Genomic DNA, 20,753 nt, shown 5'->3' with positions numbered 1-20,753 from the left:
CCTGCGCCTTCAGCGCCCGCCCGCACAGCGCAACCGGCGGCCAGCCCGCGGGCGCCCGGCTTGTCGCGCCTGAACAAGCGCATGGCCGAGCTGGGCCTTTGCTCGCGCCGCGAGGCCGACGAATGGATTGCCCAAGGCTGGGTGCGCGTCAACGGCCAGGTGGCCGCCATGGGATTGCAGGTGGGGCCGCACGATCGCATCGACGTGGACCGCGCCGCCCAGGGCCAGCAGCGCCAGCAGGTCACCATCTTGCTGCACAAGCCCATGGGCTACGTCAGCGGCCAGGCCGAGGACGGCCACACCCCGGCCGTGGCGCTCATCAACCCGCGCATGCACTGGAAAGACGACCCCAGCCGCACGCGCTTTGCGCCCGCGCAGCTCAGGGGCCTGGCGCCCTGCGGGCGGCTGGACATCGACTCCGTGGGTCTGCTGGTGCTGACGCAGGACGGCCGCGTGGCGCGCCAGCTCATCGGCGAGGACTCGACGGTGGACAAGGAATACCTGGTGCGCGTGCAGTATGGCGAACGCACGCTGGACGTGCGCTCGGCCTTCCCGGCCGACAAGCTGGCGCTGCTGAACCACGGGCTGTCGCTCGATGGCCAGCCGCTCAAGCCCGCGCTGGTGGAATGGCAAAACCCCGAGCAGCTGCGCTTTGTGCTGCGCGAGGGCAAGAAGCGCCAGATCCGCCGCATGTGCGAGCAGGTTGGCCTGAAGGTGGTGGGCCTCAAGCGCATCCGCATCGGCCAGGTGCTGCTGGGCAAGCTGCCGCCGGGGCAGTGGCGCTACCTGGCGCCGGGCGAGACCTTCTGAAATGCCACGCGCCGGCCTCTTGAACGCAGGCCCTTGAACGTCATTCTTTTGGCCCCAAATGCGGGGGCGTTCCGGCTGCGCCGGCAAACACCGCTTTTTCAGAACCTCTATCCGACGCTAACCATTCCATGAGCAAGCACACCCATTCCTTCCAGGCCGAAGTGGCGCAACTGCTGCACCTGGTCACGCATTCGCTGTATTCCAACAAAGAGATTTTCTTGCGCGAGCTGGTCTCCAACGCCAGCGACGCCTGCGACAAGCTGCGCTTTGAGGCCTTGAACGACGCCGCGCTGTACGAGGCTGCGCCCAGCCTGGAGGTGCGTGTGTCTTTCGACAAGGACGCCAAAACGCTCACCATCACCGACAACGGTATCGGCATGAGCGCGCAAGAGGCCATCGACCACCTGGGCACCATCGCCAAGAGCGGCACCAAGGACTTCATGAGCCGCCTGACGGGCGACCAGAAGGCCACTGCCAGCGAGCAGGGGCAGCTGATCGGCCAGTTTGGCGTTGGCTTTTACTCGGGCTTCATCGTGGCCGACAAGATCACCGTGGAAAGCCGCCGCGCCGGCCTGCCTGCCAGCGAAGGCGTGCGCTGGACCAGCAGCGGCGCGGGCGACTTCGAGGTGGAGACCATCGAGCGCGCCGCGCGCGGCACCAGCGTGATCCTGCACCTGCGCGATGACGCCCAGGAGTATCTGAACGCCTGGAAGATCAAGCAGATCATCGGCAAATACTCCGACCACATCAGCCTGCCCATCCTCATGGAAAAAGAGGAGTGGAAAGACGGCGAGAAGGAAGGCGAGCCCGGCCAGATGGTCAAGACCGGCGAGTGGGAAACCGTCAACAAGGCCAGCGCCCTGTGGACCCGCCCCAAGAAGGACATCACCGACGAGCAGTACCAGGACTTCTATAAGTCCATCAGCCACGACTTCGAGAACCCCCTGAGCTGGAGCCACAACCGCGTCGAGGGCAACACCGAGTACACGCAGCTGCTCTACATCCCTGCCAAGGCGCCGTTCGATCTGTGGAACCGCGACAAGAAAGCCGGCGTGAAGCTGTACGTCAAGCGCGTGTTCATCATGGACGATGCCGAGTCGCTCATGCCCAGCTACCTGCGATTCGTCAAGGGCGTGATCGACTCCGCCGACCTGCCGCTGAACGTCAGCCGCGAGCTGCTGCAGGAAAGCCGCGACGTGCGCCTGATCCGCGACGGCTCGGTCAAACGCGTGCTGTCCATGCTCGAAGACCTGGCCAAGCATGACAAGCACGAGGCAGCCGCGGAAGGCGCCGATGGCGTGCAGGACGTGGTCAGCGCCGAAGACAAGGCCAAGGAAGGCAAGTACACCCAGTTCTACGCCGAGTTCGGCGCCGTGCTGAAAGAAGGCCTGGGCGAGGACTTTGCCAACCGCGAGCGCCTGGCCAAGCTGCTGCGTTTTGCCAGCACCACCACCGACAGCGCCAGCGTGTCCTTCCAGGACTACAAGGCGCGCATGAAGGAGGGCCAGGAGGCGATTTACTACATCACCGCCGACACCCTGGCGGCGGCCAAGAACAGCCCGCAGCTCGAGGTCTTCAAGAAAAAGGGCATCGAAGTGCTGCTCATGACCGACCGCGTGGACGAGTGGGCGCTGAACTACCTGCACGACTTCGACGGCACGCCGCTGCAGTCCGTGGCCAAGGGCGCGGTGGATCTGGGCAAGCTGCAGGACGAGGCCGAGAAGAAGGCGGCTGAAGAGGCCGCCGAGGCCTTCAAGCCCGTGCTGGCCAAGCTGAAGGAGGCCCTGAAGGACAAGGCCGAGGACGTGCGCGTGACCACCCGTCTGGTGGATTCGCCTGCCTGCCTGGTGGTGCAGGACGGCGGCATGAGCACCCAACTGGCGCGCATGCTCAAGCAGGCGGGGCAAAGCGCTCCCGACACCAAGCCGGTGCTGGAGGTCAATCCCGAGCATGCGCTGGTCAAAAAGCTGGACGGCAGCGTGCACTTTCACGACCTGGCCCACATCCTGTTCGACCAGGCACTGCTGGCCGAGGGTGGCTTGCCTGAAGACCCGGCCGCCTACGTCAGGCGCGTGAACGCGTTGCTGGCGTGATTTGAGCCAGAAATGGCCCTGGCTCAATTAAATCAAGCGCTGGTAGCTATTAAAAATATAGCTTAAGACGGCGGATTGCGCCCTCGGCGGCATCAGGACGTGCTGGGGGCGCCGGTCTCGTGATCTGCAAGCCCGGAATCCGCCTGGCCTCATGTCTTCATACAGGGTGGATTTGCTCAAAAAAACAGGCGATACGGAAGTTTTGGTACCCCGCCCGCAGCACTCCACTTTGGTTCATTGAAGCTCCAGAGCATCGCATTCCATTTTTGAGTCCGCCGATTGGCCGCGGTGATTCTTCGGGCCGAAAGGGGTTTCATAAATCGCGAAATAATCTCCTTTGTTATGAAGTGTCCCAAATACGGAATTTTCTGGCAAAGTGGAGGCGAGGCCATCCTCACGAATAACGACTACATATTGGTAGTGTGAGGATGTCCTGATCAGGTCATGGTTCTGGTGCTTTTTTGCACCCGCAACGACATCATTGAGCATCGAAAGAGGTATTTTTTGCAAGTCTGCAATACCTGAGGGTATTGTGCAAGGATTCAAAAATCTGATGGTCTGCGCGCCGTGTATCGGATAGGCGAACAATCCAGGCCAGAAAACGCTCTTTTCAATCACCGCGAAGCCCAAATGCTCTGTCAGCGGAGTCCGCGGAAGTCCGTGTGTGCTGGTGGTTCCGATCAAGGACAGGACACTCGCTTTCCGGGGTAACTGCTGATACGCCTGGGTCAACTCCGTGTGGATTTTTTGATGGGCAATCCAGTCAGACCTGGTGTAAATCAGTCGAAAAACAAAAATTGCCAGCAGGCAAATTGCAAGAAAATCGACTAGATTCTGCCTTCGAAAATCTAGAGGGGGCAGCGAAGCAATGGACAAAAGGGCGATCGCAATCGGCAGCCGCTGATCAGCTCCATAGCTGGACAATAGCTGAGCCGGCATTGAAAAGTGTATTAATATCAAGAAAACCAAGCCGCCAAGCAGCCATTTGTCCATAACTGGCTTGAGTCGCTTGCCATTAACTGCCAAGATAACAGCAGGCACAATTGCCACTAGCCCACCCAGGATCAGATCCGCCTGTATGTTGGGCCCTATCAGCAATCCGCCGAAGGCATTCAACTTGGCAGAAAATGGTCCCCACTTGATGTTTCGTTCTGATTCAAAAACCGGTGCCCCCAATGCAAAGACTGAAAGCGCCACCACCAAAGGTGCCAGTTTATAAAAAACCTCGTAAAACCAGCCCTTGCTGAAAACACTTAGATGGTCTGCCGATCGAAGGGTCAGGAATAGATTGATCAAACCAAATATCGCAAAAGCATACAGATGCAGGCCCAGCACAAGCAATGCGCTTAGTGTTGCAATCACAAACCACAAGGCTTTTCTTTCCGCTCTTGCCGATGCGACCCAAAGGGAGCTGAGTGCGAATGCAACCCCCAATGAAAAAAGGTAGCCCAAAAATCCCCAAAAAAAAAGCCTGTTATAAATAAACAGGAAAGGCAGGAGGCTCCAGAAACTAAAAGTCTTCCAGAGCGCTCGCCCCAAAATGGCGGGCCCGACCGCCAGCGAGACTATCGTCAATAAAATAAATCCATGGCCGGCATGCTTCAGTGGCATGAAGAGGGTCAGGAACCCAGTCACCAGTTCAAAAGCCATGTTGGGCTGTAGCGCCCAAACGGGTTCGACATTCGGCACCGGGTCGTTTGAAATGTGTGAAAGCCACACATGAACCCGAGCCAGATGATTTGGATAATCTGCCAAAAACGGTTGATCAACTGACAAAACCGGAACGAAGGCCAGCACAATCAAAACCATCAATGCACTGAGGTACTGGCGCCCAGTTAATTTCATACCACACCCCAATACTTTAAGAGCGGTCGTATCACGGACGATCATATGGTCGCTTGTCTGACATCGCCAAAAACAGCGCTGACAGGGTCGGCATTTATCCTGTATTTCCCGGTTTCCGGCGCTAGTATGCAACTTTTGGCTCAAGCCGCCTTCTGCCAGGTGGCTTGACCCAGGGCGTTGGGCGTCAGCCTTCACATCACTCTAGCGACTGCTCCTGCACACCGCGTTCTTGCGCCACCAGCGGCGCCTTCCGCATGGCCTTGACTTCCTGGTGCGACATGTTTACCTGCCCGCGCCAGCCAGTCGCGCGGCTTGGTGTCGCCCGCCTGTCGCCATCCATTGGCGGCATGTCTGTCATGTGTGGCACAGGTATCCCCCAATGGCGGTAGCGGTGTCGCGCCCGCACCATTGATCTGTTCATGACAACCACCGGGAGACGAAGCATGAGGATCAATACCGTACTGGCCACTGTGGCTCTGGCCTTGGGTATGACAGGGCAGGCGCAGGCGCAGACCAGCAGCGCAGCCAAGGACTACCCCTCCCGGCCCATTACCCTGGTGGTTCCCGCCGGTGCGGGCGGCGGCACGGACGTGGTGGCGCGTGTGCTGGCCGATCAACTGGGCAAGCGCCTGGGCCAAGCCGTGGTGGTGGACAACAAGACCGGGGCGTCCGGCATGCTGGGTACCCATGCCGTGGCACGTGCCGCGCCGGACGGCTACACCCTGCTGGTGGCTTATTCGACGCCCGTGTTCTACACACACCACATGTTCGCCAAGGTGCCCTACGACATCCGCAAGGACTTCGAGTTCATCACCCAGCTGGCGGCCACCAGCCTGGTGATGATGGTCAACGCCAATGTGCCGGTGAAGAACATGAAAGAGTTCATGGCCTGGGCGCAGCAAAACAGGGGCAAGGTCAATTACGGCTCTTATGGCCAGGGTTCGGCCGGCCATTTGATGAGTGCGTACCTGAACGACTCGCGCAAGCTGGACATGACCCATGTCGCCTACAAGAGCGAGGCGCCGCACATTCAGGATCTGGCGGGCGGCGTGGTGTCGTGGGGGCTGGGCACCGTGGCGGCGGCTCAGGGTGTGATCAAGGATCAGCGCGTCCGGCCGATTGCCGTCTTTGGCCCCAGGCGCCTGGCCGACATGCCGGACGTGCCCACCATGGCCGAGCAGGGCTTTCCTGACCCCGAATTCAACACCGTTGCCTGGTTCACCCTGCTGGCGCCCGCAGGCACGCCCAAGCCCATCGTGCAGCGGCTGGAGAAAGAAGCGGTGGAGATCATCCACTCCACCGCCATGAAGGCGCGCTTTCAGGTCTTTGGCCTGGAGAGCGTGCCAGGCGGGGCAGCCCAGTTTCGTAAAGACTTCGACGCCGTGGACCCGGTGATCCAGAAACTGGTGAAGATCTCAGGCGTCAAGATGGACTGAACTGGCGCGGGGCCATAAACAAAAAAAGCCAGCGTTGAAGCTGGCTTTTCGTCATGCAGCAGCGGGTCAGTAGCTGCTGCGGCGGTCGCTTGCGTAGCCACCGCTGTTAAAGCCGCCGCTGCGTGGCGGGCGCGCTTCCATGGGGCGGGCAATGTTCACCGTGAGATCACGGCCGCCCATGTTCCTGCCGTGCAGGCCCTGGATGGCAGCCTCGGCTTCCTGGCCGTTGGACATTTCGACAAAGCCGAAACCTTTGGAGCGGCCGGTGTCGCGCTCCATCATCACCTTGGCAGACTGCACATGGCCATAGGAAGAAAACTGTTGTTGCAGATCGTCGTCACGAACCGAATAAGACAGGTTGCCGACGTAGAGTTTGTTGCTCATTTTGAGCCTTTCAAAGAAGCGCCCTGCAAAAAATTTGGGCGCAGGTAAAAACGAAATACTCAGAAAACCCGGCATGTGTATTCAGCGGCAATTGTGCTGGATTGCACTGCAGGTTTTTGGGCATTGGAGCCCTGAGATATTTTCTGGATGGCGGTTTATGCCAATGAAGCCGGATCGAGGAGCCAGTGCCGCCCTTGCGCCTGTGCGTACATCAGGGCGCTGTCCCGGGTTTTGAATTCGGGCTTGAAGGTGTAGATACGGTCATGGGTCTGAGTGCCCTTGCCTCTGCGAATCGAGAGGGATGCCGTGTGATGGCCCGTGGACGTGGAGCGCGTCAACGGCGTGAGCAGGAATTTACCGGAGGTAAAAGAAAATGGAGATGACATTAAAACCGTGATATTCAGGCCTGTCTGGCCTGGGCTCATGTCCTTTGCCAATCGCATTGGTTCATGAGCAGCGACGACCGCGCAGGGGACACGTGGCCGTCGAGTGAAGCTTGCCGGGGAGAAAGTCAGACTGCCAGCGACGCTCTATGCAAAGAGGTGGTGGTAGAGGTGTGCGGTGTTGGGGGTACCGCTGCCCGAATCGAACCTGGCTGCAGCACAGGAAAGCTAAATCGCTGCAGAGGATGCGAATTGTATTGGCGATTGAATGGTCGTGCAAGGAAAATGGAATATTTTTCCGAATATTTGGATAAGCGTGAAAATTCCCAAGTCCCATTGGTGCGGATTTTCATCGGCGTTGGGGCCACCTTTTCAGGGTGGGGCGGGACGCCACGGGCGCCTTCAAGCCGCCAGCGGCGCCTCCTGCATCGCCTCGATCTGCTCGTGCAGCATGTCCACCTGGCCGCGCCAGTAGTCGCTCGTTCCGAACCACGGAAAGTTGATCGGAAAGATCGGGTCGGACCAGCGCCGTGCCAGCCAGGCGCTGTAGTGGATCAGGCGCAGGGTGCGCAGGGGCTCGATGAGAGCCAGCTCGCGCCGGTCAAAGCTGCGGAACTGTTCGTAGCCGTCCAGCAGGGCGGCCAGCTGCTGCGTGCGCTGGCGGCGGTCGCCCGACAGCAGCATCCACAGATCCTGCACCGCGGGGCCCATGCGGGCGTCGTCCAGATCGACAAAATGCGGGCCGCCGCGGCCCGAATCGTCCAGTGGCGTCCACAGAATGTTGCCGGGGTGGCAGTCGCCGTGCAGGCGCAGCAGGGTGGCGTCTTTCAGATGCAGGCGATCGGGGCCGTGCGCCAGGTGGGTGTGGCCGCCTATCAGCGACAGCGCTTGTTCGCAGGCATTGCGCCACGCGGACTGCACATCCAGCGGGATCAAGTCGTGCGCCAGCAGCCAGTCGTGCGGCTCAGAGCCAAAGCTGCGCAAGTCGAGTGGTGGGCGGTGCGTGAACGGCTGCGCCGCGCCCACGGTGTGGATGCGGGCCAGAAAGCGGCCAATCCATTCCAGCACCTCGAAGTCATCCAGCTCGGGCTGGCGCCCGCCGCGCCAGGGGCTGACCGAGAACAGAAAGTCGGCGTGCGGGTGCAGCGTGCGCCCCTGGAGCGTCAGCGGCCCCACGGCGGGGATCTCAGCGGCCATCAGGTCGGCGGCGAAGGCGTGTTCTTCCAGAATTTGCGCCTCGCTCCAGCGCCCGGGGCGGTAGAACTTGGCGACCACGCGCTCGCCGCCCTCCAGCCACACCTGATAGACGCGGTTTTCGTAGGACGACAGCGCCATCAGCCGCCCGTCGCCATGCAGGCCCACGCTGGCCAGCGCGTCCAGCACCTGGTCGGGCGTGAGGGTGGCGTAGGGGTGTGGGGCGTCGTCGGGGCGGGGTGCGGTCATGGCGCGATTGTCGGGCTTGCCGCGGCGGCCGCAGTGGCCCGGGTCATTGCCCCAGCGCGTCGAAGGGCAGTTGCTGCTTGACCAATATGACGGTGCAGGGCGCGTCGCGCGCCACGCGGATGGGCACGGTGTCGATGAAGCGCTGCAGCTGCAGCCCATGCGTGGCAGCGCCCAGGATCATCATGCTGACGCGGTTGCCCTCGGCATAGCGCACCAGGGCCTGGGCCACGTCGCTGGCCTCCAGCACGTGGTAGCTGGCGCTGTGGCGCGACAGATCGAGCCCCGCGGCCCATTGCTTGAGGCGCGCCAGATGCGTGCGGTGCAGCATGGTCTCGCTGCGGGTGCTGTCGGACGTGCTGCTGGCCGAGGGCGAGATCACCGTCACGCAGGCCAGCCGCGCGCCGGGGCGTATGCCCAGCGAGCGCGCCACCGCCTCGCGCAGCGAGTACAGCGTGGCATCCTGCACGTCGTCGTGCGGCACGGCCACCATGACGATGGGCACCGCGGCAATCTGGCGCGCGGGCAGCGGGCTGGGCTGGTAGTGCATGCCTGCGGCCTTGATCCAGCGCTTGAAATGCGCCCGCAGGCCCGGCCCGCGCAGGCGTTGCCCGCGTTCGGTGATGGGCACCTGGTCTGGGTTGGCCAGGTCGAACGTCAGGTGCGCGGCGCTGGGGTAGCGCTGCGCGGCCTCGGGCTCCAGGCAGCGCAGGATTACTTCTTGCAGCCATTCTGGCAGGCCAGGGCGGTGCTGGCGCGGCGGCGCGGGCGTCATCCACAGGCGCTGGCGCAGGCCGCCCTTGGTGGCGGGCGCGCCGAAGGGCAGCTCGCCCGTGGCCATTTCGTAGAGCATCACGCCGATGGCGAAAATGTCGCTGCGCAGATCGCCGCGCACGCCCACCACCTGCTCGGGCGCGATCCAGGTGGGCGAGCCCACGGCCTTGCGCATCTCCTCGGCCAGCAGGTCGGGGTAGTGCGCGTGGCACGACAGGCCAAAGTCCAGCAGCACCACGCCGCCACCTTCGCGCAGCAGCACGTTGGCGGGCTTCAGATCCAGATGGCAGACGTTTTGCTGGTGGATGCTGTGCGCCGCCCGGGCCATGGCCGCGCCGATGCGTGCAATTGCCTCGGGGCTGCGCGCGTCGGTGTCGCCGGGCGGGTGCTGGTCCAGCCAGTGCTGCAGCGTGTCGCCGGGCACGTATTCCATGACCAGGTAGGGCAGGCGCATCAGGTCGCCCGCGGCCACGAAGCGCGGCGCGTGCGGGCCCGAAAGCGTGGGCAGGATGGTTAACTCGACTTCAAAGCTGACGATGTTCTCCGCACCGTCGCCCGCCGTCATGCGCGGGATCTTCATGGCCATGGCAAAGCCGGGGTCGCGCGCGGCGTTGGCGTAGCCCACGCGGTAGATGTGGGCCATGCCGCCCGCGTGGATGCACTCGTGCACCACGAAGCCGTCGATCTCGGTGCCGGGCTCCAGCAGCTTCATGGCCTAGCGGCCTTTTTCCAGGCGGTCGGCAAAAAAGGCGGGCATGCCGCCGGCGCGCACCGCCGCCGCAGCGGCCATGTGGTCGTAGGCCACGCGGTAAAAGGTGAGGGTGGCGGCGCCCGCGTCAAACATGGCGTACATGGCGCGCGTGTCGCCGTCGCGCGGCTGGCCGCACGAGCCCACGATGGCCAGCCATTGGCGGTGCGGCGGCACGGGTACTGGCACGCCCGGCTGCGGTGAAAAGCGCATCAGCTTGGCCGTGGGGGTGAGAAAGTACAGCGCCTGCTCGTGCACATGGCCGCTGAACACATAGCGGATGGCCGGGTCGATGCGCGTGGCGGCGGCCATGGAGCGCTCGGCCGCGTTGCTGTCGCTGACGTAATGCCAGCGCTCGGGGCTGTCGGCGCTGGCATGCACCAGCAGCGCATCGGGGCCCAGGCGTTCGGTGAGCGGCAGGCCGGCCAGAAAGTCCAGATGGCGCTCGTCCAGGCGCGGGTGGGTCCACTGCGCGCTTACGTCGGTCATGGTCTGGGAGGCACTGGCGGGTGAGAGTGCTGCCGCGTCATGATTGCCGCGCACGCACAGCGCGCCCTCGGCCACCAGCTGCATGACCGCGTCCAGCACGGCCCCCGGCTGGGCGCCATAGCCCACCAGGTCGCCCAGCAGGGCAAATTGCTGCGCGCCATGCGCCCGGGAGTGCGCCAGGCAGGCATCGAAAGCGGGTAGGTTGGCGTGGATGTCGGACAACAGGGCAATCTTCATGGGGCAGGCAGTTTGCTAGGTTCTGCACCGCATGATGAACCCGCAAGCTGATTGGCAGCTTGCAGCCGGGCCGCCGCGTGATTAGGGAAAACCCAGATTTCCCCCTTTGAAAAATCCGGGTTTCGTGCGGATGCCCGGCAGGGCGCCTCAGGCAGAGGCTGGGGCGCCAGGGAGGCAATCAGTATTGATAGACGCCGCGGCCGGTCTTGCGGCCCAGGCGGCCGGCGGCCACCATTTCCTTGAGCAGCGGGCAGGGGCGGTACTTGCTGTCGCCAAAGTCTTCCAGGAAGACTTCCATCACGGCCAGGCACACGTCCAGGCCGATCATGTCGGCCAGCGCCAGGGGGCCGATGGGGTGGTTGCAGCCCAGCTTCATGCCGGCGTCGATGTCTTCGGGGGTTGCCAGGCCTTCGGCCAGCACGAAGAAGGCTTCGTTGATCATGGGCACCAGAATGCGGTTGACCACGAAGCCGGCGGAGTTCTTGACCGTGATGGGCGACTTGCCCAGGCGCTCGGCCAGGGCCTTCACCGCGTCGTGCGTGGCGTCGGAGGTCTGCAGGCCGCGGATCAGCTCGACCAGCGCCATCATGGGCACGGGGTTGAAAAAGTGCATGCCGATGAACTTGTCGGCACGGCTGGTGGCTGCGCCCAGCTTGGTGATGGAGATGGACGAGGTGTTGGAGGCAATGATGACCTCGGGCGCCACCAGGGCGTCCACCTGCTTGAGGATCTTGAGCTTGAGCTCGTAGTTCTCGGTGGCGGCCTCGATCACGATCTGCGCGGCCTTCAGGTCGTCGTAGCTGGTGGAGGTCTTGATGCGCGACAGCGCTGCGTCCTTGTCGGCCTGGGTGATCTTTTCTTTCTTGATCAGGCGATCCAGGCTGCCTGAAACCGTGGCCAGACCCTTTTGCACAGCAGCGTCGGAGATGTCCACCAGAACCACGGAGATGCCGGACACGGCGCAGGCCTGCGCAATGCCATTGCCCATGGTGCCCGCGCCGATGATGCCAACGGTCGAAATCGTCATAAAGGAGTCCTTTGCATGAGTTGTGGAAGAAACCGGGTGCAGGCGCGATCGTACCGGCAAGCAAGGGGTTTTTTGTGTCGATTGCGTGCCCCACCATGGCAGACCGCCAGGCATGGCCGAATGCGCGACGCGCTTGGCCCGCCAGGCCACTCGAGAGGTGCCAGTGCCTCTCGTCGCGCAGGCGTCGGCAGCCCCTTAAGAAACTTTGAGGGTTTGAGTAAGCGTTTTTTAGCAGCGCCCGCGAGGCGCCGTTCCTAGACTGCATGGCACCGATACAGCACATGGTGTGCCTGCACGGCAAGGCGTGGCGCACAGTCCGCGCCGCATAGGAAACGGATCCGACGATGCAAATCAACCCCCAGGAAATCTCCGCGTTGGCACAGGCCGAGACCGCTGTCCCGCGCATGGACATCTACGCCTGTATCCACAAGGCCTTACGCGCCTTCATGACCGACACGCTCGTGGGCCTGGGGCGCTTGGACGCCGAGGACGACCTCGAGCTGCACCAGGCCACCGCCCGCCTGCTGCAGTTGCTGGACTTGTGCCGCTCGCACCTGCACCATGAGAACACCTTCGTGCATCCCGCGATAGAGCGCCATGCGCCGGGTAGCGCGGCTGTCGTGGCGCAGGAGCATGAAGGGCATGAGCAGGCGATTGCCGCACTGGCCACCGCGGCGCAGCAGCTCCTGCAATGCCCGCACGAGCAGCGCGGGCGCGTGGCGCATGCGCTTTACCAGCAACTGGCGCTGTTCGTGGCGCACAACTTCGAGCACATGCACTTGGAGGAAACGGCCCACAACGCGGTGCTCTGGGACCACTACAGCGATACCGAGCTGGCCGCCATCGAAGGCGCCCTGGTGGCATCCATTGCCCAGGAGGAAATGCTTGTCATCTTGCGCTGGATGTTGCCCTCCATGACAGCGTACGAGCGCTTGCTGATGCTGCGCGACATGCACCGCAACGCGCCCCCTCAGGCCTTCGAAATGGCGCTAGGTGTCGTGCGCCCCCATTTGTCGCCTACTGAATGGGACAAGCTGGCGCGTGGGTTGCAACTGCCGCTGTGAGCCAAGGGCTGCTGCGCAGTGTGCCGCAGGCGTGAGCCGGTGAGCGCGGGTAGTGGCGCGCAGGGCTGACCGCACGCCGCCTCAGCCGGCCATTTCCTCCAGTTGCGCAGGCGCATCCAGGCAGAGCCGCAGGCGCCCGCGGCCGGTTTTTTCCAGGTGGATTCCGGTGCCGCTCTCGTGCAGGCGGCGTTGCAGCAGCAAAAGGCGCGCTTCCAGGTTGTCGGCCACGCCGGGCAGGCGCAGGCAGGGGTCCAGGCGCAACTCGCGGTTGCTGAAATCCTGGCGTCCCGTGCGCGCATGGTCGCGCAGCAGCTTCCAGAGGATGGCGCCGGCCACGCCTTTGATGAGATAGGTGTCGTTGACGAAGATGCTGTCATTCACCGCGAAATGCCGCACCCGCACGGGCAGGCCTTGCGGGGCCTGGGCAGTCGCCGTGCCCGCCAGGGGTTCGGTGAAGTCCTCGGCCGATTGCAGCAGGTCGATGGCGGCCGCAAGCTGGCCCGCCAGCGCCACCAGCGCGTCTTCCTCGGGGTAGCGGAACTGCAGGTCCAGCGGGCTCTCCACAAACAGCACGCCCAGCGTGCGCCCGCAGCTGATCAGGGGCACGGCCAGCTGGCTGTGCGGTGCGGCCAGGCCAGGGTAGGGGATGTCGTGGGCCGCAGCCTCTGGGCCCAGGCTGCTGCGGATGGCATGGCTGTACAGCGCGGCATGCGTCATGTGGCTGATGCGCACGGGCGTGGCTTCGCGCGCGGCCACGCCGATCACTCCCTGGCCCAGCTTGATTTCCGAGCCCACGCCCGAGCGCGCGTACCCGTGGCTGGCCACGGTGTAGAGCTGGCCGGCCTGCGCATCCAGCATGAGCACCAGGGCATGGCGCACGTCCAGGTGCTCATGCAGCCCCTTCAGCAGGGCCTGCAGCAGTTCGCCCAGCGCGGTGCAGCGCGCCAGCCGCTGGCTGCACAGGCGCACGGCGCCGAGCAGGTCGGCGCGCGGCAGCTGGGCCGGGCTGGGTGCCAGCCCCTCGCCGGGCACGGGCTCGATGCGCTCGACGGCGTACAGGTCGGAGCCCCTGAGCTCGAAAACGCCCTCCATGCCGCTGTGCGACGCAATGCCCGCCAGCTGCGCGCGCATGCGCTCGAACAGGGCGCCCTCGGTTTCCGTGCGCAGGTAGCGCAGATGCAGGCGATGGCAGCGCGCCGTCACCGGGTCCAGCACCAGCACGTTGGCGTGGGGGTTGGCCAGGATGTTGGCGCGCGTCTTGTTGAAGAACTGGAACGACAGCGCGACGTGCTGCTCGTCCACATAGACCACCTGCGAGATGTAGGCCACGTTGGGCGTGCCGTCCGGGGCGCAGGTGGCCATGATCGCGGGAATGGCGCCCTCCAGGCAGGCGCGTATGGATCGCAGCGAGGGCTCGGCATTCATGGCTGGTGCTGCTGGCGCAGCGGTTGGCCGGCATGCGGGCCGGGGGTCTGGTCGAACGCGGCTTCGGGCGAAAACTCCACGGCCACCAGGTCGCCGCGTGGCGCGTTCAGCATGGCTGCGGTGTACTGCGGCCCATAGCCCACTTGCGCCACAGCCTGCTGCATGGCGGCCAGATAGCGCTGCAGCGCGGGCTCGTCGGCGGGCAGCAGCGTCCGCTGCACGGCCGCCGTGGCCTTGACCTGCACCGTGCGGTGCGAGGGCGGATCGCTGAAGACCACGGCGATATGGCCCGTGGCGGCGATATCGGCCAGCAGCTGCTGCGACTGGCTGCGGCGCAGAAAGACGGTGATGCGCTGGCCGTCGGCGCTGATGCACGCTCCCACGGCGCGCATCACGCTGGGGCGCAGCTGCGCGTCGCGCGAGGCCACGATGGTGGAGACGCCCCGCTCCAGCAGGGCGATGTGCTCGGCGCGCAGCAACGCGGGCATGGCGGTGCGGGCGGCTCAGGCGCGAAAGCGCCTGCGGGTGAGCGCCAGCGCCACCCAGTAGGCGGCCACGGTGGTCACCGCGATCACCAGGGCGTGGCGCAGGGGATGCGCGGGCCACTGGTTCATGAACAGCGGGCGCACCAGTTCGACCGCATTGGTCAGCGGCAGCCAGTCAGACACCGCATGCACGACGGGCGGCAGCTGGTCGCGCGGAAAAAACACCCCCGACAAAAACATCATGGGCGTGAGCACCAGCGTGAAGTAATAGGTGAAAAAGTCGTAGCCCCTGGCCAGCGCATTGAAGATCAGCGCAATGCTGGAGAACATGATGCCCACACACAGCAGCACTGGCCAGGCCACCAGCAGTTTGGGGCTGTGGCTGATACCCAGCGCCAGCATCACGCCCATGATGGCTGTCACGGCGAACAGCGCCTTGAACGCGGCCCACAGCATCTCGGCCAGCACCACGTCGTCCAGGCTGATGGGCGCGTTCATGATGCCGTCCCAGGTTTTTTGCACATGCATGCGCGAAAACGCCGAATACAGCGCCTCAAAGCTGGCCGCGTTCATGGCGCTCATGCAAATGCTGCCGCTGGCCAGAAACAGGATGTAGGGCACTGCCTGCCCGCCTACCTGTACCTGCCCCACCAGTGCGCCCAGGCCGTAGCCAAAGGCCAGCAGCCACATCAGCGGCTCGGCAATGTTGCCGATCAGGCTGGGCACGGCCAGCTTGCGCCACACCAGCAGGTTGCGCAAAAACACCGGCCACCAGCGGGTGGACAGTTGCGGCGGGCGCCAGGCGGACGGGGGGCGCGGCGCTGCGGCGGGCGCGTGGGGCGGCTGGGCGGTGTGCATGGGCGCTATTGTGCGGCGCACTGGCGGGGCATGGGTGTTGCGCCGGTGCGGCCTTGCGCTGCGCCCGTACCATGTGCTGCAGGCCGGGCCGTCCGGCCATGCGAGGTGTGCATGTTGCAACGACGTTCTTTGCTGGGCGCCGCATGGGGCGCTGGGTTAGGCGCTGGTTTGGGCGCTGGCCTGTGGGTCGAAGTTGCGGCCCGGGCTGTGCAGCCGCCGGCGGCTGATCTGATCCGCGCCGGCGGTGTGGTGGTGGCCTTTCGGCATGCGCACGCGCCCGGCACCTATGACCCGCCCGGTTTTGTGCTGGGCGACTGCCGCACCCAGCGCAACCTGAGCGACGCAGGGCGGGCGCAAGCGCAGCGCATCGGCCAATGGTTCCAAAGCCAGTCGCTGGTGCCGTCGCAGGCGCGCTCCAGCCCCTGGTGCCGCTGCATCGACACCGCCCGGCTGGCCTTTGGCAGCGCACAGGTGTGGCAGGCGCTGGGCTCGCCGGTCGGCTCCGTGGAGTCCACCAATGAAGCCCACCTGCGCGAGTTGCGCCAGGCCCTGGCCGCAGCATCGCGCCGGGCCGGCAGTTTTGAAGTGTGGGTGACGCACATGTTCGTGCTGTCTCCGTTGACCGGGGTGGACGCCGCTTCGGGCGAAGGGCTGGTCTTGCGCGCCGATGCGGCGGGGGCGCCGCAGGTGCTGGCGCGGCTGGCGCCGCCTGCGTCTGCGCCCTAACCGGGCGCAGACGCAGGGCCGCAGCCTCTCAACCCCCCTCGCGAATCTGCCGGCCCGTGAGTTTGAGGAACAAATCCTCCAGATTCGCCGGCCGGTGCAGCGTGCGCAGGTGGCCGTGTGGCTCCAGAGCCTGCAGCAGGGGCCGGGCGTTCTGGGTGTAGAAGAACACCGTCTCGCCGCTGATTTCCACGCGCGCGGCCAGTGGGCGCAGGGCCGCGTCGTGCGCCAGGGCCACGGCGCCTGCGCCATACACCTCGACGACGTCGCTTTCCAGGTGCTGGGCGATCAGGTCGCGCGGGCGGCCCTCCGCGATTTTTTTGCCGTGGTCCAGCACCAGCAGGCGCGAGCACAGGCGCTCGGCCTCGTCCATGAAGTGCGTGGTCAGCAAGATGGCCGTGCCTTGCTGCAGCAGCAGTTGCAGGCGTTCCCACATCAGGTGGCGCGCCTGCGGGTCCAGTCCGGTGGTGGGCTCGTCCAGCAAGAGCAGGCGCGGCTCGTTGACCAGCGCGCGCGCCAGCGACAGGCGCCGCTTCATGCCGCCCGACAGCTCGCCGGGTTTGGCCCCGGCCTTGTGCGCCAGCGCGGCAAACTCCAGCAGGCGGGGCACGCGGGCGTCCATCACCGCGCCCTTCAGGCCGAAGTAGCGGCCGAACACGCGCAGGTTCTCGGCGCAGGTGAAGTCGGGGTCGAGCGTGTCGAACTGGGTCACCACGCCCAGCCGGGCCTTGATGGCCAGCGCGTCGCTGGGCATGTGCAGCGGTGCCGCGCCGCCGCCGGGGTGAAAGTGCACGCTGCCCGCGTCGGGCGCGGTCTGGCCCAGGCACATGCGGATGGTGGTGGTCTTGCCCGCGCCGTTGGGGCCGATCACGCCCAGGCATTCGCCGGGAGCCATGGCGAACGACACGCCGTCCACCACGGTGGTGCTGCCGTAGCGCTTGCACAGGTTCCGGGCTTCAAAAAGCAGGTTCATGCGGCGATTGTGGGGGAAACCGCCGGGCAGGGCATGGTTTGCGGGGCTATATAAAAAAATAGCTGCCAGCGCTTATTTGGCAAGCGCTGGCAGCTATTGTTCTGGTAGCAAGCCTGAGGGCTGGCGGGCATCCCCGTCAGGGCCTGCTGGGGCTTACTGGGTGACGCAGGTGAAGCTCTCGGCCTTGTTCACGTCGCCCGCACCGCTGTAGCGCGGCCAGCTGGGGTATTCGCACATCGGGCGGGTGCGGCCGGGCACGCCGGCGGTGTCGGTCACCACCTGGCTGGCGGGCGCGGCGCCGCTGCTCACCCACTGGTCCAGCGCCTTGAGCGAATCCCAGTTGGCGTTGAAGACCGAGCTGGCCGCATGGCCGTAGCCGGGCACTTCGTAGTAGCGGGCAAAGCCCCTGACCGTGGCCGCGCCCATGGTTTGCTGCAGGCGCTGCCAGTACTGGGCCGTGGCGCGGGTGCTGACCAGCACGTCGGCCGTGCCGTGCGCCATCAAGAGCTTGCCGCCGCGCTGGTTGAAGGCGGACAGGTCGGTGCTGTTGATGTCTTGCAGCCGGGTCAGCTGGTTGATGCGATCTGTCCAGGGGCCAGGGTTTTGCGGGTCAAGAGACAGCGAGTTGAAGCTGGCGTCGCGCGTCACGAAGTAGCGCACCCACTGGTCCCAGAACACGGCCCAGTAGGGCGCGGTGAGCGGCGCGGGGCTGGCCGGCGCGGTGGTGTTCATGGCCAGCAGGTTGACCGTGGGCTGCAGCGGGCTGCTGCCTTCCTGGCCCAGGTCGGAGCCCCAGACGTTGAAGCCGGGGTACTGCGTCTCGCCGCTGCCCAGCGGGCTGCTGAAGGTGATGGGCGTGTTGTACACCTTCAGCGCCGCGATCATCGCGTCGGACAGGCAGCTGTCGCCCTCGTTGGTGCCGCTGGCGCAGCGCAGGGCCTTGCCGTTGAGCTGGGCGGTGGCCGGGTCGAACTGCGCGTTGCAGGCGGCCACGTTGCTGACCACACCGTCTGTGGCGCCATCCAGCGCATCGCATTGGGCGAGGGCAGCCTGGCGCAGCAGCTTGCGCTGGGCCAGGCTGGGGTAGGCGCCCGGCTGGGCGAAGGCGCGGCTCAGGCGGCCGAACTGCAAGTCCAGGGTGGCGGCGTTCCAGGCCGGGTACCAGGCGACCACGCCGTCCCAGTCGGCCGGCCATTTCTGCGCCACGGCCAGGGCTTCGCGCCCGCCGGTGGAGCCGCCGATGAAGTAACGCTTGCTGGGCTTTTGGCCGTAGAACCGCGTGACGATCACGTCCGCCACGTCGCTCACCTTCTTGAGCGCCGCGCCCGAGAAGTTGGCGACCGCCTCGTCGTTGGTGCCAAAGCTGCCGTCGCGGCTGCCGGCGGCGCCCGCCTGGTGGCCCGAGTCGCTGGCAAACACGGCGTAGCCCTGGTCCAGCAGCGGGTAGGCGCCCTGGCTGGCCGGCGCCGCGGGGTAGCTGTACAGGCTGGGCTGCGTGCCGTTGTAGCCGCCGCCGCCCAGCATGACCACCTTGCCGTTCCATTGCTTGGGCAAGAGCAGTCCCATTTTGATAGCGGGTGCCGCAGGATCCACGGGCGCAATCGAGATATTGGCCCGCACAGACGTGGGCGGCTGCGGGCCGCTGGCGGCGGTGGGTGTCTCCACCGACGTGACGCTGGCACCCGTGGTGGGCAGGCCAATCTGGCTGGCGGCGACTTTCTGTGAGGCCAGTTCTTTGGCGGCGTCTTCAAAGACAAAATTGTCCGAGTCGCCACCGCAGGCGCTCAGCACCAGCGCGGCGCCGGCAGTGAGCAGCAGGCCTGCCGGGTGGAGCCGGGGCCGACGATGGGCCGTGGATGTGGTCATGTGCTTGTCTCCATTGTTGTTGCACGGGGCGGGCTGCCATCAGCCCGCGGTCATTGTGGAAGTGGCCGGGCCGCCATGACAACGGGGGTTTTTCGTTACGTAATTGCCCATACCGGTGCTCTCTCAATGCGCACAATCGAAACCATGCACATGAACCTGAGTTTTCAAGAAACGCTGGCCGTGCTGGCTGGCGCGCTGGGCAGCGGCCTGCTGATGGGCATAGAGCGCGAGCGCCGCAAGGGCCAGGGCAGCCAGCGCGCGCCGGCGGGGGTGCGCTCGTTCACGCTGGCAGCGCTGGCCGGGGCCGCGGCGGCGTTGCTGGGCAGCGAGTGGCTTGTGGCCGTGGGCGCCGCCTTCATTGCGCTGCTGGTTCTGGTGGCCTATACGCGCGACCGCTCGGGCGACCCCGGCGTGACCACCGAGATCGCGCTGCTGCTGGCCTACCTGATCGGCGTGCTGTGCACGCACAGCCTGCCCGTGGCGGCAGCGCTGGCCGTGGCCGTCACCAGCTTGCTGGCCGCGCGCGAGACGCTGCACGGCTTTGCGCGCGACTGGCTGCGCCCGGGCGAGGTGCACGGCGGCCTGATTCTGGCGGCGCTGGCGCTGCTGGTGCTGCCGCTGGCGCCCAACCGGCCGCTGTGGGGCGAGGTGCTCAACCCCCAGGTGCTGGTGCGCCTGGTGGTGGTGCTGCTGGTGATCCAGTCGCTGGCGCACCTGGCGCGCCGGCTGATGGATGCGCGCCGCGCCAGCGCTTTGTCGGCGCTGGCGTCGGGTTTCATCTCCAGCACCGCCACCATCGCCAGCCTGGGGCTGGCGGTACGCCGGGGCAACGAGCCGGTGCGTGCGCAGGCAGGTGCGGCGGTGCTGTCGTGCGTGGCCACCATGGCGCAGATTGCGGTGGTGGCAGTCACCGTGCAGCCACTGTGGCTGGCGCGGCTGTGGGCGCCGGCGATGGCCGGTGGCGTGGTGGCGCTGGCCTGGGGCTGGCTGCTGCTGTGGCACAGCCCGCCCGCTTCCACGACCCCGCCCGGCCCCGATGCCGCACCGGCGCCGCCGGAGGGCGCGGCCCTGTTCAAGCTGCGCGATGCGCTGGTGATCGCCGCGCTGCTGACGGCAGTGCAGGTGCTGGTACAGCTGCTGCGCAGCTGGTGGGGTGAGGCGGGCCTGCTGGCTGGCGCACTGCTGGCGGCCCTGGCCGACGTGCATGCGGCCACGGCCGCCATCTTGGCGCAAGGGCTGCCCCAGGGCGAGGCGGGCGCCAGCCTGGTGGGCGTGCTGGCCGCGTCATTGAGCGTGCACGCCGTCAGCAAGTGCGTGACGGCCCTGGCAAGCGGTGGCTGGCGCTACGCCCTGGCGGCGGGCGCCGGTGTGGTGCTGCACACGGCGGCTTTTGTGGCGGTGCTGCTGCTGTTGCCCTGAGAAGGTGTGGGCGTGGGTTCCCGCCTGCGCGGGGATGACGGTTGGGGTTTTTGCTTGACTATGTGGTTGCTGCGCAAGCCCCTCACCCCTCCCTCTCCCCAAAGGGGCGAGGGCGAACGGTTGCGCCGGTGTTACTCCCTCTCCCTCTGGGAGAGCAACTGTGTTCAAAGTCAAGTCATTTTGAGATAGCTCCAGCATGTGGATAACTCACTTGCCAAGGCACGCCGGATTTGAGAACGGCGTTGATGATCGTGAGCACCTTGTGCATACAGGC

The 20,753-nt window shown here is 65.4% G+C and carries 18 protein-coding genes; 6 read left to right on the top strand and 12 right to left on the bottom strand.

The genetic code is table 11. The features are described from left to right. The first annotated feature begins 81 nt into the window (after nt 1-81). Nucleotides 82-810: a pseudouridine synthase gene (locus AB7E35_RS02450; RefSeq protein ID WP_428167042.1), complete on the top strand. Its 729-nt coding sequence runs from the start codon at nt 82-84 to the stop codon at nt 808-810. Between the two features lie 128 nt (nt 811-938). Beyond that, the gene (gene htpG / locus AB7E35_RS02445; protein ID WP_428164057.1) at nt 939-2,903 is read left to right on the top strand and encodes a molecular chaperone HtpG; all 1,965 of its coding nucleotides are present in this window, start codon (nt 939-941) and stop codon (nt 2,901-2,903) included. A gap of 234 nt (nt 2,904-3,137) precedes the next feature. On the opposite strand, the gene AB7E35_RS02440 is transcribed toward htpG, so the two are convergent. Next, entirely contained in the window at nt 3,138-4,793 is a 1,656-nt protein-coding gene (locus AB7E35_RS02440; RefSeq protein WP_428167011.1) for a hypothetical protein, read from the bottom strand. 398 nt (nt 4,794-5,191) lie between these two features. On the opposite strand from AB7E35_RS02440, the gene AB7E35_RS02435 reads away from it, so the two are divergent. Continuing rightward, nucleotides 5,192-6,184, top strand: a complete 993-nt coding sequence (locus tag AB7E35_RS02435; protein ID WP_428164059.1) for a Bug family tripartite tricarboxylate transporter substrate binding protein — start codon at nt 5,192-5,194, stop codon at nt 6,182-6,184. A gap of 66 nt (nt 6,185-6,250) precedes the next feature. Here AB7E35_RS02435 and AB7E35_RS02430 read toward each other — a convergent pair whose 3' ends face one another. From AB7E35_RS02430 to AB7E35_RS02405, 6 genes are all read right to left on the bottom strand, one after another. Next, nucleotides 6,251-6,568, bottom strand: a complete 318-nt coding sequence (locus AB7E35_RS02430; RefSeq protein ID WP_428167010.1) for an RNA recognition motif domain-containing protein — start codon at nt 6,566-6,568, stop codon at nt 6,251-6,253. Between the two features lie 155 nt (nt 6,569-6,723). Beyond that, nucleotides 6,724-6,993, bottom strand: coding sequence for a hypothetical protein (locus AB7E35_RS02425; protein ID WP_428167009.1), 270 nt, complete (start codon nt 6,991-6,993; stop codon nt 6,724-6,726). 360 nt (nt 6,994-7,353) lie between these two features. Then, on the bottom strand, nt 7,354-8,394 hold the full coding sequence (locus tag AB7E35_RS02420) for a serine/threonine protein kinase (protein WP_428167008.1): 1,041 nt from the start codon (nt 8,392-8,394) through the stop codon (nt 7,354-7,356). A gap of 43 nt (nt 8,395-8,437) precedes the next feature. Beyond that, entirely contained in the window at nt 8,438-9,877 is a 1,440-nt protein-coding gene (locus AB7E35_RS02415; protein WP_428167007.1) for a protein kinase domain-containing protein, read from the bottom strand. A gap of 3 nt (nt 9,878-9,880) precedes the next feature. Next, nucleotides 9,881-10,639, bottom strand: a complete 759-nt coding sequence (locus AB7E35_RS02410; RefSeq protein ID WP_428164064.1) for a metallophosphoesterase family protein — start codon at nt 10,637-10,639, stop codon at nt 9,881-9,883. 178 nt (nt 10,640-10,817) lie between these two features. Then, a complete protein-coding gene (locus tag AB7E35_RS02405; protein ID WP_428164065.1) occupies nt 10,818-11,666 on the bottom strand; it encodes a 3-hydroxybutyryl-CoA dehydrogenase in 849 nt (282 codons plus the stop codon). 344 nt (nt 11,667-12,010) lie between these two features. Here AB7E35_RS02405 and AB7E35_RS02400 point away from each other — a divergent pair, with 344 nt between their 5' ends. Next, a complete protein-coding gene (locus tag AB7E35_RS02400) occupies nt 12,011-12,730 on the top strand; it encodes a hypothetical protein (protein WP_428167006.1) in 720 nt (239 codons plus the stop codon). Between the two features lie 81 nt (nt 12,731-12,811). Here the strand turns inward: AB7E35_RS02400 and AB7E35_RS02395 are convergent, their stop codons facing one another. From AB7E35_RS02395 to AB7E35_RS02385, 3 genes are read right to left on the bottom strand one after another with little or no spacing between them, the layout of a single operon-like run. After that, nucleotides 12,812-14,155 carry a GAF domain-containing protein gene (locus AB7E35_RS02395; RefSeq protein WP_428164067.1) on the bottom strand — a complete coding sequence of 448 codons (1,344 nt, stop codon included), beginning with the start codon at nt 14,153-14,155 and terminating at the stop codon, nt 12,812-12,814. Further along, a complete protein-coding gene (locus AB7E35_RS02390) occupies nt 14,152-14,643 on the bottom strand; it encodes a pyridoxamine 5'-phosphate oxidase family protein (protein WP_428164068.1) in 492 nt (163 codons plus the stop codon). Before AB7E35_RS02390 ends, AB7E35_RS02395 begins: the two co-directional genes overlap by 4 nt. Nucleotides 14,644-14,658: 15 nt before the next feature. Continuing rightward, complete coding sequence (locus AB7E35_RS02385) at nt 14,659-15,498, bottom strand: ABC transporter permease (RefSeq protein ID WP_428167005.1); 840 nt, start codon at nt 15,496-15,498, stop codon at nt 14,659-14,661. 111 nt (nt 15,499-15,609) lie between these two features. Here AB7E35_RS02385 and AB7E35_RS02380 point away from each other — a divergent pair, with 111 nt between their 5' ends. Further along, the gene (locus tag AB7E35_RS02380; protein ID WP_428167004.1) at nt 15,610-16,224 is read left to right on the top strand and encodes a histidine phosphatase family protein; all 615 of its coding nucleotides are present in this window, start codon (nt 15,610-15,612) and stop codon (nt 16,222-16,224) included. Between the two features lie 28 nt (nt 16,225-16,252). Here AB7E35_RS02380 and AB7E35_RS02375 read toward each other — a convergent pair whose 3' ends face one another. Both AB7E35_RS02375 and AB7E35_RS02370 read right to left on the bottom strand, forming a co-directional pair. Then, the gene (locus AB7E35_RS02375; protein ID WP_428164071.1) at nt 16,253-17,194 is read right to left on the bottom strand and encodes an ATP-binding cassette domain-containing protein; all 942 of its coding nucleotides are present in this window, start codon (nt 17,192-17,194) and stop codon (nt 16,253-16,255) included. A 153-nt stretch (nt 17,195-17,347) separates the two neighbouring features. Beyond that, nucleotides 17,348-19,060, bottom strand: coding sequence for a tannase/feruloyl esterase family alpha/beta hydrolase (locus AB7E35_RS02370; RefSeq protein WP_428167003.1), 1,713 nt, complete (start codon nt 19,058-19,060; stop codon nt 17,348-17,350). Nucleotides 19,061-19,186: 126 nt separating this feature from the next. Here AB7E35_RS02370 and AB7E35_RS02365 point away from each other — a divergent pair, with 126 nt between their 5' ends. Continuing rightward, nucleotides 19,187-20,479 carry an MgtC/SapB family protein gene (locus AB7E35_RS02365; protein ID WP_428167002.1) on the top strand — a complete coding sequence of 431 codons (1,293 nt, stop codon included), beginning with the start codon at nt 19,187-19,189 and terminating at the stop codon, nt 20,477-20,479. Nucleotides 20,480-20,753 lie beyond the last annotated feature (274 nt).

The sequence above is a fragment of the Diaphorobacter sp. genome (genome assembly GCF_050251835.1).
In the GTDB taxonomy this organism is placed as follows: Bacteria; Pseudomonadota; Gammaproteobacteria; order Burkholderiales; family Burkholderiaceae_C; genus JBFXIE01.
Note: the sequence above shows the minus strand (reverse complement) of the source record. Positions and strands in the feature narration are given on the sequence as shown.